Genomic DNA, 17,953 nt, shown 5'->3' with positions numbered 1-17,953 from the left:
CAAAAAATCAACTGTGTACGTTTTTTGAAGAAGTGCATCACCTTTATTTTGAAAGGCTCCCATCTTGGCAGGACTTGCATTTAAAGAAATAAAAGTTATATGTGATAAGGCTACCATTCAAAAAAGCAAAAACAGCCTCAAAGCTTAATGCTTCAAGGCTATTGTATTAAAATCATCGTTCAAATATGTCTTTGGACGATGATGTTGATACAAGGTCTGATTTTATATAGTTGCTGAAAAGGACAGACATTCTAATCGAATACCCAGCTTAACTATTTTCAAAGAACCAAAAAGAAATAATACTAGTATAAGTTTTACCTTATTAACATATTTTCATATCTTTTTTATAAAAATTAAATGCATCATTTTTTAACGATTACAAAACGATTACTCTATAACTTAATATTTTTAACCTTAATTCGGCAGGTAATCAAGCTAATCATTGATAATACTGAATTTCTATTTCAAAAAATTTTAATATAAAACTTATATATATTAAGGCTTATATAGAATAATTGCCGAATCTAAGTTTAATTATCTTCTGTTGCTTTAATTATTTTATATTCAATTTCTTCTTTTTAATATAATATTTAGAATTTTTAAACTTCCAATGATTTATGACATATCTTATTATAAGATGTGTCAGTGTTAAACTTCCAAATACTTAATCTCCCCAACCACTTTGTTTATTCCACTCTGGTTTTAGATCCCTAATCCATTTTGCTTCAACTTCTCTACACTGCTCTCTTGACTGTAAGACAACCCAACTAACAGTTATATTATCTCGATTTTCATAAATCTTCTTTGCTGAAGAATAATGTGCTGTTGTTCCATTATAATATTGAACAAATCTTTTCCTAATTCCATCTTCAGCTTTTCCCACATATTTTAATCCATTACAATATATTTTATAACATCCCATACTATTAGGTGCTATTTTAGTTGCTTCCTTCAATGTTATGCATACTAATTCTTTTGATTTTGCTATGCTTTTTAATGTATCAAATAATCCCATTTCTCTTGCTCCCTTAGATATTATTTTGTAATAAAAAAATATTAATAACTGTTTTCTTTATGCTTAATTATCAAAATGCTTAATTATCAAAATGCATAATTATCAAACAAACCATATATTCTTAACATAATTAACTAAAATCACATTAAAAATTATATAATCTTGTATAATTATACTATTTTTTCGTATTTACTTAACACAATCCAATTTAATTATTAATTAATATCTAATTTTACCCAACAATAAAATAGGTTAACAATTCCCTTTTCTGTTTAAGAGCTCATATTTCTTCCCTTCAGTAAAATTATTTGTAAATGATAGATAACCTGATACTCTTCTAATTCTTATTATATCAGAACTTCCACAGTTGGAGCATTTAGAATTAAATGTACCTTTCAAATTACAGTTATTACATATATCTAATGGAAAATTTATTCCAATATATCCACAATCATTTTCTATGGCATAGTAGATTATTTCTTCAATAGCTTCATAATTATCAATCGGTATTTCATTAAACTCTACATAGGTAATTGCGCCACCTGTACAGTATTTATGCATTCTTCCCTCATACTCTATCTTTTTAAATGAATTACCTCCTATAAATACAGGTATGTGGAATGAATTTGTGTAAAATCCTTTATCAGTTACTCCTATTATTTTTCCAAATAGTCTTTCATCATTTTTAGGGAATGTACCTGAAATACCTTCTGCGGATGTTGCTAAAAGTGAAAAATTTAAATTATACTTCTCTCTCATTTTTTCAACTTGTTCACTCATAAATTTTACTATTTTTTCTGCATCCTGTATATTGTTTTCAATAAAATTCAAATCTATACTATCATTTCCTTTTAATATTTGCATACATTCCCATAGTCCTATAAAACCAATTGATAATGTTCCATTCTTAAACATCAACTCTACATCATTACTTTTTGCATTTTCATACAAATCTAACTCTGTTAAACATCTAAATTCATCTATTGATTTACTACAAAGAAGATTATACCTATGCATTAAAAGTTCTTTTGCATCATTCATTCTTGTTTCTAATAATTCATAAAAATCTTTATTATAATAAGTAGCTTCTAAAGCAATTTGCGGTAAATTAATTGTAGTATATGCTAAATTTCCTCTATTAATAGAACCGAATTCACCATGTAGGTTATTTGCAACTCTTGTTCTACACCCCATGATTCCTAATTTTTTTGAATCAAAATTTTTATTAAGATAAGAATCACAATTAAAATAAGTTGGATTCATGCATTTTGATGTAACTTTTATGGCTTTCTTAAACAAATCATAGTTGGGATCACATGGATTTTTATTTATACCACTTTTTACCTTAAAAACTATATTGGGAAATATATATGTATTAGTTTCGTTGGACTTTTCAAAAGCCTCTAATATTAATTTTGTAATTTTTCTCCCTTCTAAAGATGTATCTAAACCAATGTTAATAGTAATATATGGTGTTTCACATCCTTTTCTTGTAGGTAAGTTTAACAGGTTAATAAAATCCATAAAATTTTCTATGATTTCATCTTCTGTTTCATCTTTTATAAACGTTGCCATATCTGTATCAAAGTTTATTATACCTATTCCACCAGATTGTTCATTAGTTAATAAAACTATTATTTTTAATGTATTGAATATTGCTTGTCTTATATTTGAACTCTTCTTTATCCCATAATTTCTACAAATCCTATCATTTGTTAAAATATTCTTCAAACTAATGCCTATACAATTATATGTTGTATCATAATATTCAAGATCATGTATCCATATTGTACAATTTCTATGTTCATTTGCATATTTCTGTGGTATAACACTATCTAATAAAAGCTCTTTCTTTATTTTCGCTCCATATTTTTCAATTTTACCTGCTGCATTAACTATATAATTAGCTAAATCTCTTTCAGACATATTATTTCACCTCTACATTTAACCCTATAAAATTTTTGATTTGATGATCCAATATATTTTAATGTTGTATCCTTATACATTTCATCATATTTCCCTGTTTTTATATAATTTAAATATTTTAAAATATCTTCTGACACATCCTCTATATTGTAGCTTGTATATAAGCATATATTATATTTTTTTTATATAATACTTTTAATAAATATTTTAATTCATTATATTGTATTAATGGTTCACCTCCTGAAATAGTAACTTTCTTGTTTGGACATATAGAATCTATATAACTAATTAAACTATTAATTTCTTGAATATACCCTCCATTTAAATCCCATGTGCTAATGTTATGACAGCCTTTGCAACGATTTTTACAACCTTGAGTAAATATAACAGTTCTTATACCTGGTCCATCTGCAACACTAAATTCTTTTATACCTGCCAACCTTATCTCCATTATAAAAAATCCTTTCTTCTAATAGTACCAAAATATATTAATCTTAAATTCATCAAATTTTTCTTGTAATTATCATTAATATTTCTATGATTTATATTTTTTAAAAACAAAAAATTTAATGTTATTAATGTTTTTCTAATTTACTTGCCAAATCAAGGTTAATAATATAATAAAAACTCATCATTTTATTTAATTTATAATTCTTAATTTATTTCATAAGGCCAACCGTTAACAGTAATTATACCTTTTGAATCTATTCTAAATTCCATTCCATTAGTTACATCCTGAGTTTCTATTCCCTTTTTATACCGATCTGTTAAATAGTATATATTTTGATTGGTAGATCCAATCCATTTTCTATTTTCATCGTATAATTCCTGTATGAATGGACCATCTATCAAAACATCAGTATATTTAATAAGCTGCTCAGTACCTAATATTTGTTGTCTTTCTAACTCTTCAAGAGTATATCCTGTAAATGTTATAATTGAAAGTTCTGCATCCCTACACTTTTTTGCAATATAGGCAAGTCCAATTGCCTGAAGCATAGGTTCTCCACCAAGAAAAGTTACACCTTCAATATTATTGTTAAACTTTGATTTAATGATTAAATCAAATATTTTATCACAATCAATAATATTCTTTGGAACTATATCTTGCATTTGCTCATTACAACAACCTGGGCATCTTTTTAAACAACCTTGTACCCATAAGGCAAATCTCTTCCCTGGACCCTCCATTTCAGTACACTCTAAATATGCTGCTAAATTAATTTTTGGCATTATACCAACTCCTAAATAGGTTTTATTCTAGTTCAAAGTCAAATATAGGATCATCTTTAAATTGTATTATCTTTATTTTCTTTCCAGGTGAAAAATATTCTTCATTTTCAAAAATAAATTCTGATAAAGGATCAATAATTATTGGTTCCATAACATTTATAATTCCTCTTCCACCATTACGTGTATCAACTAGGCTTAAAATAGCTTTTATTGCTCTTTCCTCATCTTCGAAATATATACTCATGCCATATTTTTCTTTAATATATTTTTCAAGAGGTTTTATTTTTATTTTAACAATATCCATCATAATATTTATATCTTTAATATAATTAAAAACTACTATATTATCTCCAATTCTATTTAATAATTCAGGACGCTTAAGTTCATTAAGAAAATGGTTTTTAACCTTATTTAAGAAATCTTCTCTGATTTCACTATTCGTCATATTCATATCTACTTCCGTAGCCCCTATGTTTGATGTAAATATAATCACTGCTTCTGAAAAATACACAGTTTCTCCTCTTCCATCTGTTAACCTACCATCTTCAAGAATTTGAAGAAACTTATCTAGTATCCTTCCATGTGCTTTTTCAATTTCATCAAACAATAATACGGAGAAAGGTCTTTCTTTTATTGCATTTGTTAACTGTCCACCCTCTTCATAACCAACATACCCAGGAGGTGCACCAATTAACCTTTGATCACTATGCTCATGGTTAAACTCTGACATATCAAACCTTATGCATGCATTTTCATCCCCAAATAAAAATTCAGCAAGTGCTTTAGCAAGCTCTGTTTTACCAACACCTGTTGGTCCAACAAAAAACAAAATCCCTTTAGGTTTTTTAATTTTGATGAATGCTGTATACCTGAAAATCCAGTAAAAGCCCTAATAATAACTTTTTTGACTTTGTTTATAGCCTCATCTTGACCTTTTACACGTTTCTTTAATACTTCATCAATATCTCTAATTTTTTCTTTACTTAGATTTTCCCATGGACTATTCTGTTCACCATATTTATAAAGATTAACCAGTTTTTCAGGACTAAGTGGATTTTCTATCTGTCTTGAAAGTTTAATCATCTGGTTTATATCCCTTATTGTAAACCCATCTAACAAATCTACAAAATCTACAAATTCTCTGTCTTTTGGTCTCAACAATCTATCTAATTTAAATTTATCAATATTATCCATTAAGTATTTCTCTCTTTCAAGTCTACCTGGTATAGGTATATTTATTGTTTTAACTGCAGGATTATTCTGATAATATGCAGGTGGAATTGCTCCTATATTATTAGTAATTAAGATTAAAATATTTGCAGGTCTATCTATAGACTTATAGTCTAAGTCAGTAGGTGCATTCCTAATTGCCTTTCCTATAACAGTAAGATATTTTCTTTCTTTTTCTGATAACGAATTAGCATTTCCAAAAATGTAATTTGACCAATCAACTATAAATGCTGTTTTTTTAGATGTTCTCTTTACCATTGATTTATATACGATATTGAAAAAATTTTCTAAGTCTATATTATAACTAGACTGCTCTTTTTGTATACAATCCATTTCATTATCACTAAAATAATTACTTCCTCCAGTATCATTTAAATTTTCATTATTAATTACATCTTCTTCTATAGACTGCTTATACAACTCATCAATATAATCATAATTATTAAGTTGAGTTCTAATTCCATCAACCAAATCCCATCTTACTACTTCCTCAAACCCAGTTCCCCTTAACTTATTTTCTATTAAATTAATTATTAATTCATATTTTCCTGAATCAGAATTATAACATATATCACCTACATTGCCATATAATATTATTGATTTCCTAAACCCAGATTCTCTTAATAAGGAACTTAACCATGTATTTATTTTCTTTTCACACATTTATTACACCTCTTTATCCTTTATTCATAAAATTATTATCTATCGGCTTGGCTGTAGCAGATATTCTATCTGGATTTTCCCAGATTACCCTCTCATTTGATAACTCAACACCGTATATTTTCTTTAAATCTTGTTCAAATATTTTTATATCATTCTTACATGCTTGTCCCTCATAATTATCAAAGCTATAGGTAAATTCTCCATCAATTTTTACACTGCAAATTGCTGTATTCCCCGATGGCTTCTTTGCAATTACCTTTACTATTTTTTCTCCATTTTCTTCTATAATTTTAGGATTTGAAACCACAAACCCTGAATGCTTTAAAGATTTTATTATTCTTTTTACCATTTCTTTTCTTATTGTCTCATTTAATACAACTGTATTAACATCTTCAATTTCTTTCCTCATTATCTCATTAAAATTTTTCCCATCAATTTTATTACCCTTTATTAATTCACTTTTTATATCATTAATTGAATTTAAAATGTTTTCTATTTCTTTTGGGTTCTCATTTAAATCTTCTTTAAAATGTTGTTCAATTTCACTTATTGTTTTAAGCTGTATTTCATTTTGCATATCCTTTTTCTTGTTTTCTTTCCACATTTCTGCTTTATTAGTAGCTATTTCTATTATTTTATTAATCTCTGATTTAATTTCAGTAAGTGCTATTTGTTCTGAATTTAATTCAATTTTTCTTTTTAAATTCTGAAGTTCATCATAAGCAAAATCCATAATAAGAGGATCCTTTATTTCTGATACTAGTTTCATGAAAATATCTAATTTATCTTCAGCTTCTTTCATTGTTTTTCTATTTTGCTTTATTTCAATAATTTTTGTTTTAAATTCCTGTGCAAGTCTCTTAGATAATACATTTCCCAAACTCCAAACCTCATTTATATAAGCCCCCAATTGATAACTAATATCTCTAGCTAATGTAACATCAGAATCCAAATTATTTTTAATCTCATTCAACATATTATTGATATTAGATAGTTCTTTAGGTAAAATATCTATAAACCCTCTATTTATCATATCCTCATATTGTTGTAAGTATCTATTATAAAATCTTTGAGTATTAAGTCTTATTCTCTCATTTTCTAGTTCTCTTCTTATTTGTTTTTGAAGATTATAATTATAACTTGCTTTCCTACTCAAATTATGCACCACCCTACTTATTTTTCTTTTTATATTTTTGTTTATTCATTTTGTCATTTGATTTGTCTTTAACATTTATCCCATAATTTTTACTTTTCATTTTTATTAATTTATCAAGGTCTATTATTCTAATATTTTTATCTAAAATTTTTGTTTTAAATTCTTGGTTATTTGTAACTATAAAAGGATTGGCAGTCTTATACTTTAATGCTATTGATAAAATCGAATTATCGGTAATAATACTCCAATCATCAGGTAATAAATCTTTATCATCTTCAATAATTACTACTTTATTTTCTTGTACATATTTAATTAGTTCCGTTAAAGCTAATTGTGCATTTCTTCTTACCTCTGTACTTTTTTCAACATCTTTTTCATTATCTAATTCATCTATAACTTTCTTGGGAATTATAACGTAATCCGTAGTATCAAATTTACTAATTACATGTGGCATACTTATTAATACATCAGTATCAATTATATAAACTTCTTTATATCTATTTGAAATTTTATTGTCATATTTTTTAATAAAATTATAATATTTTCTAGTATTACAATTTATTTTTTCCAATTCTGAATGTAATGCCATATGTTCAAAATATTCTATCCGTGAAACTATACTATTCCAAATTTCAATCCACTGTTCACATAATCCTATAATATCTTCAATATTATTTATAATAGTTTTCTTAAATTCATTAGTATTATAAAAATCAATTAAACTATCTATTTTAAGTTCTCTTTTTAATTTTATCTCCAAATCCTTAAGTTTTTTAAAACTTTCTTCACAAGATGTAAAACTTTTTAAAGTAACTGTTAAACTTTCATTTTTGTATATGTTTATTAATTCTAATATAATCTTTTCATTATAAAGATTTGATGGAAAACATACTTTTTTTACTATATCTTTAGGCATATTTATTTCACTTAATAATGAATAAAACTTATTTAACTCATCTAATGTTTCAATAAAATTAATTTTTGATATTAAGATAGTTAAAAACTTCGAATTTAAATCACTATCATTTACTATAAAGTTTACAGGTATCTCCTTTAAAAAATTAGCAACATCCTCTATTGTAGCAAACTCTATATTTTGCACGCTTAGTTCTATAATCTTTAACATATCTTCTCTCCATGTAAAATCATCTCTCTTTTTTATCATGCTAAGTCTTTTCTTTGCCTCCATTAAACACCCTATTTTTTCTTTTAATATTTTTTTGTTATCTCTTAAAATTTTATCCACAATATCATTCCATACTTGTTGACTATCCTGCCAAAAACCTTTGATAACAATCATTTCAAAATTATTATTACTATATTTTTCTATATACATCTTAAGATTGTTCAAAATATATGAAATATCAAAATTATTAGGTTTGTAAACAAAGGCTAAAGGTAACTCTATTCTATTTAGCTTACAATATGCTGATATATTTGCAATATAAATATTATCTTTCTTTTCATTTAAATAACAAAATTCCTCATTAGTAAATTTCTCTGGGATACATAACAAAATATTGTTGGTTTTAGCATCCCACTGTAAACTTACATCAATATTATCATCAAATACACATATTAGCTTATTCTCACCTTCATTAAGTTTAAAAATGTTATATACTTCTTGGTAAGATATTGCTTTATTTTTATTTATTATATTAATATTCCCGTTTTTCACCATATTTTTTACTTCCTGCATTAAATTTTTATCATCTAAAAATTTAGATACTTTATTAATAATATTTTTTGCTTCATAAAAAGGAATATCATAACTATCTTTATTCTCTTCTGCATTCTTGTCAATTTTTAACAACATTTTTATATCATCAGAAGATAATTCATTTGAAAAATATTTATTATAATCAGCATCATTAAAAATTAATCTAATTTCTCCATCTTCTAAAATATTTAGAGATGTTTTTTCTATTTTCCATTTTAATTTTCTTTCTAACTCTTGAATACTTTGAATATCACTTGTAGTATCAAGCCAATAAATCTTATTTTTATCTTTAAGTTCTTTTAAAAAATCTATCATTTCCTGTTCAGGATAAATATTTAAGTTAAAATATTTAAGTGCATTTTCATTCGGTTCATCTAATAAAAATTTTTCTTTTTTCTTTTCAACAACTTCATTTTTTATTGGATTATACAAAAGTTCTATAATATCATCAGTACTCTTAGCTGGAAGAACACCTTTTACTAAAAGGTTTCTCCCTTCATTTGTTAATTTTAAATCCGATATTTTTAGCTTATCCAACCTAATATCATATTCCATATATTCTAGTACTTTTAACTCCATAAGTTCTACAATGCAAGGTTTCACGAGTTTTTCTGTATCAGGTACTTTTAAAACCTCTTTAAAAAACTCATCTACATCTACACTAATCTTACCAAACTGGCTATCTAATCCAAATCGTTTTATAGTTTCTAAAATTGCCCATTCTATAGCCGTTGGTTTTCTAGAAACAAAATGCGTAACCTTATTTTTAAATTCAAGTATTGGAATAGATACTTCTATCTTCTTTATCTCCATTTTCTCCTCCTATTAACTCCTTATATTCACTTTCTGAAAGTATTCTTGAACTCTTAAACAATCCACCGTCAATTCTTATTCTTGTAAGTATATTTTTATATACCTGTACAGACACCTTCCCTTCCCTATCCATGTTAGGTAAATCAACATAATAATCTTCAAACATTTCTTTTGCACCAAAAATTATAAGTAACTCTCGTGCTCTTGAAAAAGCAACATTTATTCTTTGAAAAGATGCAACAAAACTTTTTTCACTCTTTTTCTTCATTCTTTTATTTCTTACAAGACTTACAAGGACTATAGATTTTTCTTTTCCTTGAAATTTATCTACAGTATTAACATCAATTTTTATTGCTTCAAAATTATACTTTTTTAAAGCTTTTCTAATTTCTTTTACTTGTTTTCCATAAAAACTTATAACACCAACATCTTTTCTCTCATTTTTTCCATAACCCAACATTTTATAATTTTCATCAATCTTTTTTAGTGTTTTTACAATCATAAATACTTCAAGAAGATTTACCTTAGAAGTACCATCCTGCTTTTCATAAAAAGGATTCCCATCTGGTGAATAAGATGAATCTACCCATATTACATGCTTGTCCCTAGTTATAAAATTCAATCCTTCATCAGTAGTTATTTCTAATTTATGATCCCTTTTTTCTCTAATATCATCTGCACTTAAACCACATTTTAGCTTATTTTCATAAAAACAGTTTATTATATCCATTATATCTGGATGCATTCTATACTGCACAAAAAGAGATTTCTTTAAACTATCATCAGCAATTTCAAAATAATTCTTAAATAAAGATGCCGTTACCATTTCTTTATATTGCTCAAAGTTCTCTAATGTTAAAGTTTCATCAATATCTAAATTAGATTCTTCATTATTATCCATTTCACTTAATTCTTCTTTTTTCTGATTAATAAGCTCTTCATAAGAAGCTTGATTTTCCTTAAATAATGGGGGTAATTGACGATGATCTCCAACTAAAATTGTTTTTTTAGCTTTTACCATTGGAAGTAAAAGTTCTGGTGGTGTTGCCTTACTAACCTCATCTATTATAGCCACATCGAAATAAGATAAATTTTTACTGTCAAGTGTTCTTGAATTTTCAGTACATGTTATCCCTACTACATTACAAGCATCAATATATCTTTCTATAAAATATTTCTGATCATTTTTAATTGTTTCAGTATTATTTAGCTTTTCAGTCCATTCTATAAGAAAATTTTCAAGTTTATTTCTTATGTGTTCTTCTTTATTTCTAATTTGTATTAAACCATTTATTTTTTCTCTAACTATACACATCAATTCTTCATCATTATTAGTTTCTTCAATATAATTACATACATATTTTTTATGTAATTGCCATTGTTTTTGCTTTTCTTTATAAATTTCATTCTGCCTATTATACTCTTCTTTTAGCCTTTCATACTCAGCAATCTTTTTTCTATATTCACAATCAACAATCTCTTTAGGTATCATCTGTTTAATACGTGTGTCTATTTCATTTTCTATTCTATCCAAACCTTGTTTAACTAAAATTGAAGTCTTTTCAAGTGTCTCATAAGTATTCTTTAAAAAATTTATTTTTTCCTCTTTTTCAAGTTGTTGTAATTTGTTGCTATATGGTTCATTGTTTTTCTTAAATAAATCTATACATTTAATTTCACATGATCTAGATGCTTTGTCCTTAAGCTTCATATATTCATTCCTTAATTTCATTAATTTTCTCCACTCATCAATTAAATCTTCATTCTCCATCCTATCTTCTACATCCTTAATTTTTTTTCGAGTTTACAAAGTTCAAGTTGTATTTTAGTGTCAATTACTTCATCATTTACACTTAAAAATTCAATATCTTCTTTTATCTGTGGAATCCTTTTGTATATATTATTCCAATTTTCAAGCATTTCTCTAAAAATAGATGCCTTCTTTCCTGGAGAAATATCATTTTCCTTACTTCGCCAATCTTGATTAATTTCAATATAACAACTTTCTAAATTCATTAACGGTTCAATAAATTCCTGCCAAATTATTTGAGACATATCATCTTCTATTATAAAATCTGGACCATCAAAATCACTACAGAATTTCTTCATTTTCTCAATATTTTCTCTTTTTTCTTCTAAAATCGAATTAAATTCTCTTATTTCTTCAATTTTCTTTTCCTCATTTTTAATATATAATTTAATATTTTCCTTCTGTTTATTTATTTCTTCTAATTTTTTTGAATAAGCTATAATATCATTATATATAAATTCTGCTTTATTATACCATTCCTCAAAATTTTTAATATCATTATCAAGTTGTAACCAAACATTTAAATAATTAACTTTAACATCTTCAGATATAGTATTATAAAAATATTTTAATACATTTTCTTCAGTGAATTGTTTTCCTTCATCTGATATCTTTTCATTACATCCAAGTCTTATCGCTCTAATCTTAGGACTATTAGCAAGTCTATCAAATACATTATCCACTGCTAAATTAGCCTGTGAGGCTAAAATTACTTTTTGATTACGAATTGCAAATTGATAAATTGCCTCTGCAATTACTGTAGTCTTTCCTGTACCTGGAGGTCCCTGAATTAAAAACACATCCGGTGCATTAAGCATTTTTTGCACAGCATCCTTTTGTTCATCATTAATAGACCTATTAAACCATTCTTGTACTTCTATTAAGTTATTAGATCGTAATACATTGGCTTTTTTAATATCAAATAACCACGAGCATATAAAAGGTGCATATACTTCCCCTTTTTTAAGTAAATCTATTGTTCTTTTTTGTCTTCTTATAAGACTAAATTCTCCAACAGACGAGATTGATAAAAATCCCTGCTTAGGATACTGATTCGTTAACTTAGTCTTATAATATTCAATCATATCTTCTGGACAATTTAACATATCCTCTTGATCTTCATCACTTAATTCAAATTTTACAACAGCAATATAAGGATTATCCCATTCACAATCTTCAAGATATTTTTTTAATTTATCTCTTAAATCATCTTTGTCATCTTCTTTATCTTTCATATAGAATGAAATAATTTTTCCTTTATAATTTCCAATTTTCTTACCAGATATATTATTTTCATAATTATATTCAAAATTCCATTCATCTTTTGAATAATTTAATGGAAATACCATTAATTCATCTTTTCTTAAAAATTTATTAAAGTTTCTAAATGCGTCTTCATTTTTAAATATTAGGTAAAAAAGTATATACTCTTCATCTATTTCAATATTTACATATCTTACACCTTCAATTTTACTTTTTATCAATTCTTCTCTCCAATTTAAATAATTCTCCCACTTTGAAAGACGTTGAGCTGTTATTTTTGATATTTCAGGTAAAGAAGCTATGAACTCTGGTGTTATTACAAAATCTTGTTTGTATATTCTATTCATATTATCTATTTTACTTATTGTTGTTGCAATTAATTCTACCTCAAAATCCATTTTTTCCGTATTAAATATATCAATTATTCTATATATTATAAGATAATTTCCACTTTTATCTAAATATCCCTTTATTGCAATTGTAAATCCATCATCAAATATTCTCTCTAAACGTGGTCCTATTTTAGGTCTTATAGTAAAATCATACACATCTTCCTTTAATGAAGTATTTGAAATATAATATTCTGCTGACATTCCATCTGCAAAAATCATATTTATTATATATTGTAGTTCACTCTCATTCTCATCAATATTTTTAAAATAACTAGGATGCCTTACTCTTATTTTCTTTGCTGCTTTATTAAGATTATCTATATTTTTCCCAAAATCTAAATATAAATTACCTTGCACATTTGCCACCCCTTATTATTTTTATTAGTTTTTTCAAAACTCATTAGGACATTTAAAATTCTCAAATTCCGAATTATTTCTTTCCTATAAAAAATATTTTCATTCTATAATTAATTCGAGTATAAAATTACTTGTATTATCAATATTTTACTAAACTATTTATAGAATTAAGGTTATATGTATTTTCATTTTTTATATAATTCCTTCTCATCCCTTCTATTTCCTTCAACATTTCCTCCTTTAATTCCTCTGGTTCTAATACCTTTAGTTTATCTCCTTGGCTTAATATCCACATTTTTATTCCTTTACCATAAACTTCTGCTTCAACTATATATTTTTCATTAACCTTTTCAATAATTTTAGAAGTTGGCAGCCTGTCCAATACTGCCTCAATAGAAGGCCCCCAAAACTCAAATTTAATTTTCATTAATTTACCTGCGTGCATAAATTGAATTCTTTTTCTAAACTCACCATCTTTAAATCTCTTTGTCTCTGGTATTTTAAATCTCTCTCCAGTTGTGATGATGCTTTCAATTCTATCTATTCTGTAGATAATAGGTTCTGTAAAATCATTCTCTTTTAAAAAGGCAATTAGATAAAAATAATACTCTGAAAATATGATAGAAACAGGTTTAATAATTCTATTTACCTTTGTTTGATTCATTTTTATATAATTAATTTCTAATTCATTTCCTTGAATGATATGTTGGCTTAAATCCCAAATTTTATCAATTAAACATTGGTTATGATCAACTGGTGTATAGTTAAAAAGTTCATTACCAATTATTTCTTCAACATATCTTTTATCATTTGTACTTAAATTATTTAAAAGTTTTTTCACTATAGCAATTTCTTCATCATTAAATGCTCTACTTTCAAGTAATATTTTTATAATTACCAATATCTCGTTTTTCACTAAATTATTTTTTGTATAGTTAATAAGTTTATGTTTTTCTCGTTTTCTATCATATATTATCTCCGCATTTTTATATTTGTCATACATACTAAAAAAGTCATTAATATTTGAAAAGTCCCTCTGTATTGTTCTTTCATCTATTCCCAAATCAATTGCTAAACTACTTTTATCTAACTCTTCACCATCAATAAGCTTGTTATAAATATATAATATCCTGTACCATTTTGAAATCTTATCATTCATAAAACCATTCCTTTTGTAATTTTCATTATAAACCTTATTGTGGACATATTTTGTCTGTATAAAAAATTATTGAATATACTTTATCTATTCGACACATATATTAAAATTCCTTCATAATTAGTCGTATTTTGCAAACTTGGATTCGGCAAGTGTTCCTTATAAAGCTTGATATATCTAAATTTATAAAATTAAATTTGTGTATTTTATCTAAATTCAGTCTATACTCTCCACCTCCATCCCATCCTTAAACACAAACACCATCTTCCCACCTTCATAAACCTTAACTAATTCAATTACCATATTCCAAAGCTCTCCATCAAACTCATCAAGTAGTCCATCCCTTTCTCTTAAAACATTCATAAACTCCTCTATCCTATCCTTCTTTACAAGCCTTTCAAACCTCTCATTTTCAACATCTTCAATTGACTTTCTAACACTCTCATACCCTTCTACTAAAGCATTGTATCTTCTCATATACTCCTCTTGGTCCTGTGCTTTAGTTGCATTATCACGAATACATCTGTTTATTTCATCTAAAATTTCTTTAGCTTGTCTTTCAAGTCCATTTATTTTTTCATCTAAATCTTTTGTACAAATCAGTTCCTTTATAACTTTCTCATACCCTCTTAATATTTCTTCCTTATTATTAATAACCCCATTAAACACCTCTACAAATGCCTTCTTTAAATCTTCTTCATTTATAAATGGTGTCTTGCACTTTTCCTGATTCTTATACTTTGAATTGCACTGCCAAATAATCTTCCTGTACTTATCATTAGAATGCCAAACCTTTCTGCCATAAAAACTTCCACAATCACCACAGATAATCTTTCCTGAAAAGTAGTTTCTTCCTGTCTTATACCATCTTGCATCTTTTCTATTTTTTATCTCCATCTGCACCATATCAAAAACTTCAGGTGAGATAATTGCAGGGTGGCTGTTTTCAACATAATATTGTGGAACTTCCCCCTCGTTTCTCTTTATCTTCTTTGTAAGAAAGTCTACTGTAAATTTCTTTTGCAGCACTGCATCGCCTTTATATTTTTCATTTTTAAGAATACTTAATACTGTGCTTTGATGCCATACCCCTTTACCTGCTGGTGTTGGAACTTTGTTTTCTAAAAATTTTTATATGGCAAACTATATATGTGATATGTTTGCATCAAAAAAGCAAAAAAAGCCCTGATTTCTCAAGGCTTCTATCTATTGTATCATTGTGTTGTTCAATGTGTCTTTGGACGATGATGTTGATACAAAAGTTAATTTTTTTATATTTACTATAAAGGGCAGGCATTCTAATATTCATCCTAACTATTGATAAAAGACAATTAATTATATGTGATATGAATGCAATTTTAAATTTCAGTTTGTAATCTAGTCGTTCTCCCCAACTTTTTAAGATTTATGAGACTTAATCACTTACCTTTGCATGCTTCAGAGCTACTATTTTACGTCAATATTAGCACTTAAACATTACAATTACTTGCAATGCTCCAAGCCTCGTTACTATCACCTTGACTATGGGTTCATTAGACAGGACATTCATTCACTAAACTGCACATCCTTTCCCATCTACGACGCAAAATTTTTAACAGTTTCTCTATCACAAATTATCACCTTCTTAGTTCTTATTATTTTTCATCATCAGATACGCTTTATAATGATAATAAAATTTTTCTTTAAAACTAATTACTTTTAACATATGTTCTTTAACTGCACTTTCATTTAGATTTGAATTTAATATAACATCAAAAAGGACAAAAGTATTATTAATTTTGTAAAATGATGTTTCATAAGAATTTTCTGATTTTGTATAAATATAATTGCCATTTTCCAAAGTATTATCTTCAATAATTGTAGTTTTCACTAAAGTATTTTTATCTATTTGATATATTCCTTCTATACCATATGAGACCGATAAAATTTTATTCCCTGTTTTAGCACCTTCGTCATATTCATCTAAAGCATGTATTGGGTCAGTTACAATTTTTATTAATTTAAACTTTTGAACCAACATAGATAAATCTGGTGAATCATTAAAATAACTCGCTAGTTCGCTTAAGTTTATTTCGAAGTTTTGGCTGTTGGTTGCGTTTTCAATTGTTGTTTTATTAAAATTTTTTATTAATTTGTTATATCGTTCATAAAATCCAAAATTAATAAAAAAACTGATCACATTAAAAATTGTTAATATTATTAAAAGATACTTGCTTTTCATAAAAATCCCCATTTGTTCAAATTTTTGATTATATAGTAAAGTAAGTGTATCATTTTTGTTTATTATATTGAAATTTCTGGGCCTATAACAGCTGTTTTTGAATTTAATTTTGGAAACCAACAATCTGCTGTATCAGGTCTTGATTCATAACCTAAAAATGAGCCGTCAGTATCATACATCCTATAAATTTTTGCTCCAGTAACTGATAATCCTTTATTATATAATGTAATAGTTACTTTTTTTCTTGGCGATACTTTTGTCCCCGTAGAATACGTAAAACCACTATTGATTGTTACAGCTAAAGCTCCTCCCACTGTTGTTGAGGTCCCAACTTCTATCACTTTAATTTTATAATTAGCATTTGCTGATACCTGATACGTGAATTCAGCTTTTATTTCTTTAAATTCATTTTGCATATATGTAGCATCAGCATACTGAGTATAACTTTGATTTATAACAGTAAATTCACCAATATAGAATTTCGTATCATTTGTTGCCTTATAAGTTGCATCATAATGATCAAATTCATATCTAACTGTCCACATTGGAGAAATAAAAGATCTTTCTTCTGTTTCATTTGGCACGATTTCTATAGGAATATTTTTATCTTGGGCATAAACCCAATTTGTTGTTAAAAAAGCAGTTAATAATAAAATAGATATAATTTTACTTATAATTTTCCCCATTTTTATCCACCCTCTTAACTATACTTTTATATGATACACTGACCTTATATAAGACTTTTTCAAATTATTAATGTTTTTTAAGTGTATACATTATATTTTAAGTAGTTAGTTCGTAAGAATAATTTCTGTATATATTAAAAAACTATATAACATTCTTAGAATCATTTTTAATATTTACTTAGTTATAATTATTGCATATTTATTGTCACTCTCCAGAATTAGTGAATATCTTTATTTGTAGATATTTTTAACTTATTTCCCAAGTATGTGCACACACTTATTAACCATTTCCTACATTTTACATTTTACCCT

General features: G+C 26.2%; 15 protein-coding genes and 1 pseudogene. All 16 read right to left on the bottom strand.

Going from position 1 to position 17,953, the window contains the following annotated elements; genetic code table 11:
* Positions 1–664 precede the first annotated feature (664 nt).
* Entirely contained in the window at positions 665–1,015 is a 351-nt protein-coding gene (locus Q428_RS11685) for a GIY-YIG nuclease family protein (RefSeq protein WP_035381167.1), read from the bottom strand.
* A gap of 252 nt (positions 1,016–1,267) precedes the next feature.
* Positions 1,268–2,941: an anaerobic ribonucleoside-triphosphate reductase gene (gene nrdD, locus Q428_RS11680; protein WP_051515151.1), complete on the bottom strand. Its 1,674-nt coding sequence runs from the start codon at positions 2,939–2,941 to the stop codon at positions 1,268–1,270.
* Entirely contained in the window at positions 2,923–3,078 is a 156-nt protein-coding gene (locus Q428_RS16680) for a hypothetical protein (protein ID WP_161633625.1), read from the bottom strand. Before Q428_RS16680 ends, nrdD begins: the two co-directional genes overlap by 19 nt.
* Before the next feature lie 5 nt (positions 3,079–3,083).
* Positions 3,084–3,392, bottom strand: coding sequence for a 4Fe-4S cluster-binding domain-containing protein (locus Q428_RS11675; protein ID WP_051515150.1), 309 nt, complete (start codon positions 3,390–3,392; stop codon positions 3,084–3,086).
* Positions 3,393–3,595: 203 nt separating this feature from the next.
* On the bottom strand, positions 3,596–4,174 hold the full coding sequence (locus tag Q428_RS11670; protein ID WP_035381165.1) for a 4Fe-4S single cluster domain-containing protein: 579 nt from the start codon (positions 4,172–4,174) through the stop codon (positions 3,596–3,598).
* Positions 4,175–4,196: 22 nt separating this feature from the next.
* Positions 4,197–5,003: an AAA family ATPase gene (locus tag Q428_RS15765; RefSeq protein ID WP_201769297.1), complete on the bottom strand. Its 807-nt coding sequence runs from the start codon at positions 5,001–5,003 to the stop codon at positions 4,197–4,199.
* Positions 4,913–6,067, bottom strand: coding sequence for a hypothetical protein (locus tag Q428_RS15760; RefSeq protein ID WP_201769296.1), 1,155 nt, complete (start codon positions 6,065–6,067; stop codon positions 4,913–4,915). Before Q428_RS15760 ends, Q428_RS15765 begins: the two co-directional genes overlap by 91 nt.
* A gap of 13 nt (positions 6,068–6,080) precedes the next feature.
* Complete coding sequence (locus Q428_RS11660) at positions 6,081–7,223, bottom strand: hypothetical protein (protein ID WP_035381163.1); 1,143 nt, start codon at positions 7,221–7,223, stop codon at positions 6,081–6,083.
* Between the two features lie 13 nt (positions 7,224–7,236).
* A complete protein-coding gene (locus Q428_RS11655) occupies positions 7,237–9,756 on the bottom strand; it encodes a PIN domain-containing protein (RefSeq protein WP_035381161.1) in 2,520 nt (839 codons plus the stop codon).
* Positions 9,716–11,527, bottom strand: a complete 1,812-nt coding sequence (locus tag Q428_RS11650; RefSeq protein ID WP_035381159.1) for a DEAD/DEAH box helicase — start codon at positions 11,525–11,527, stop codon at positions 9,716–9,718. Before Q428_RS11650 ends, Q428_RS11655 begins: the two co-directional genes overlap by 41 nt.
* A gap of 8 nt (positions 11,528–11,535) precedes the next feature.
* The gene (locus Q428_RS11645) at positions 11,536–13,578 is read right to left on the bottom strand and encodes an AAA domain-containing protein (RefSeq protein WP_035381157.1); all 2,043 of its coding nucleotides are present in this window, start codon (positions 13,576–13,578) and stop codon (positions 11,536–11,538) included.
* A gap of 139 nt (positions 13,579–13,717) precedes the next feature.
* Positions 13,718–14,737: a helix-turn-helix transcriptional regulator gene (locus Q428_RS11640; protein WP_051515149.1), complete on the bottom strand. Its 1,020-nt coding sequence runs from the start codon at positions 14,735–14,737 to the stop codon at positions 13,718–13,720.
* Between the two features lie 213 nt (positions 14,738–14,950).
* A complete protein-coding gene (locus Q428_RS11635) occupies positions 14,951–15,631 on the bottom strand; it encodes a recombinase zinc ribbon domain-containing protein (RefSeq protein ID WP_278244914.1) in 681 nt (226 codons plus the stop codon).
* Positions 15,626–15,844: pseudogene (locus tag Q428_RS16435) on the bottom strand (recombinase family protein); the annotation flags it as partial. The pseudogene Q428_RS16435 and the gene Q428_RS11635, both read right to left, overlap by 6 nt.
* Positions 15,845–16,358: 514 nt before the next feature.
* A complete protein-coding gene (locus Q428_RS11630; protein ID WP_035381155.1) occupies positions 16,359–16,955 on the bottom strand; it encodes a hypothetical protein in 597 nt (198 codons plus the stop codon).
* Between the two features lie 62 nt (positions 16,956–17,017).
* Complete coding sequence (locus Q428_RS11625; protein WP_035381153.1) at positions 17,018–17,641, bottom strand: hypothetical protein; 624 nt, start codon at positions 17,639–17,641, stop codon at positions 17,018–17,020.
* Positions 17,642–17,953: the final 312 nt, after the last annotated feature.

Origin of the sequence: Fervidicella metallireducens AeB (genome assembly GCF_000601455.1) — a bacterium.
Lineage (GTDB): Bacteria > Bacillota > Clostridia > Clostridiales > Caloramatoraceae > Fervidicella > Fervidicella metallireducens.
The sequence above is the reverse complement of the archived record's forward strand: the minus strand, read 5'-3'. Positions and strand labels throughout refer to the sequence as shown.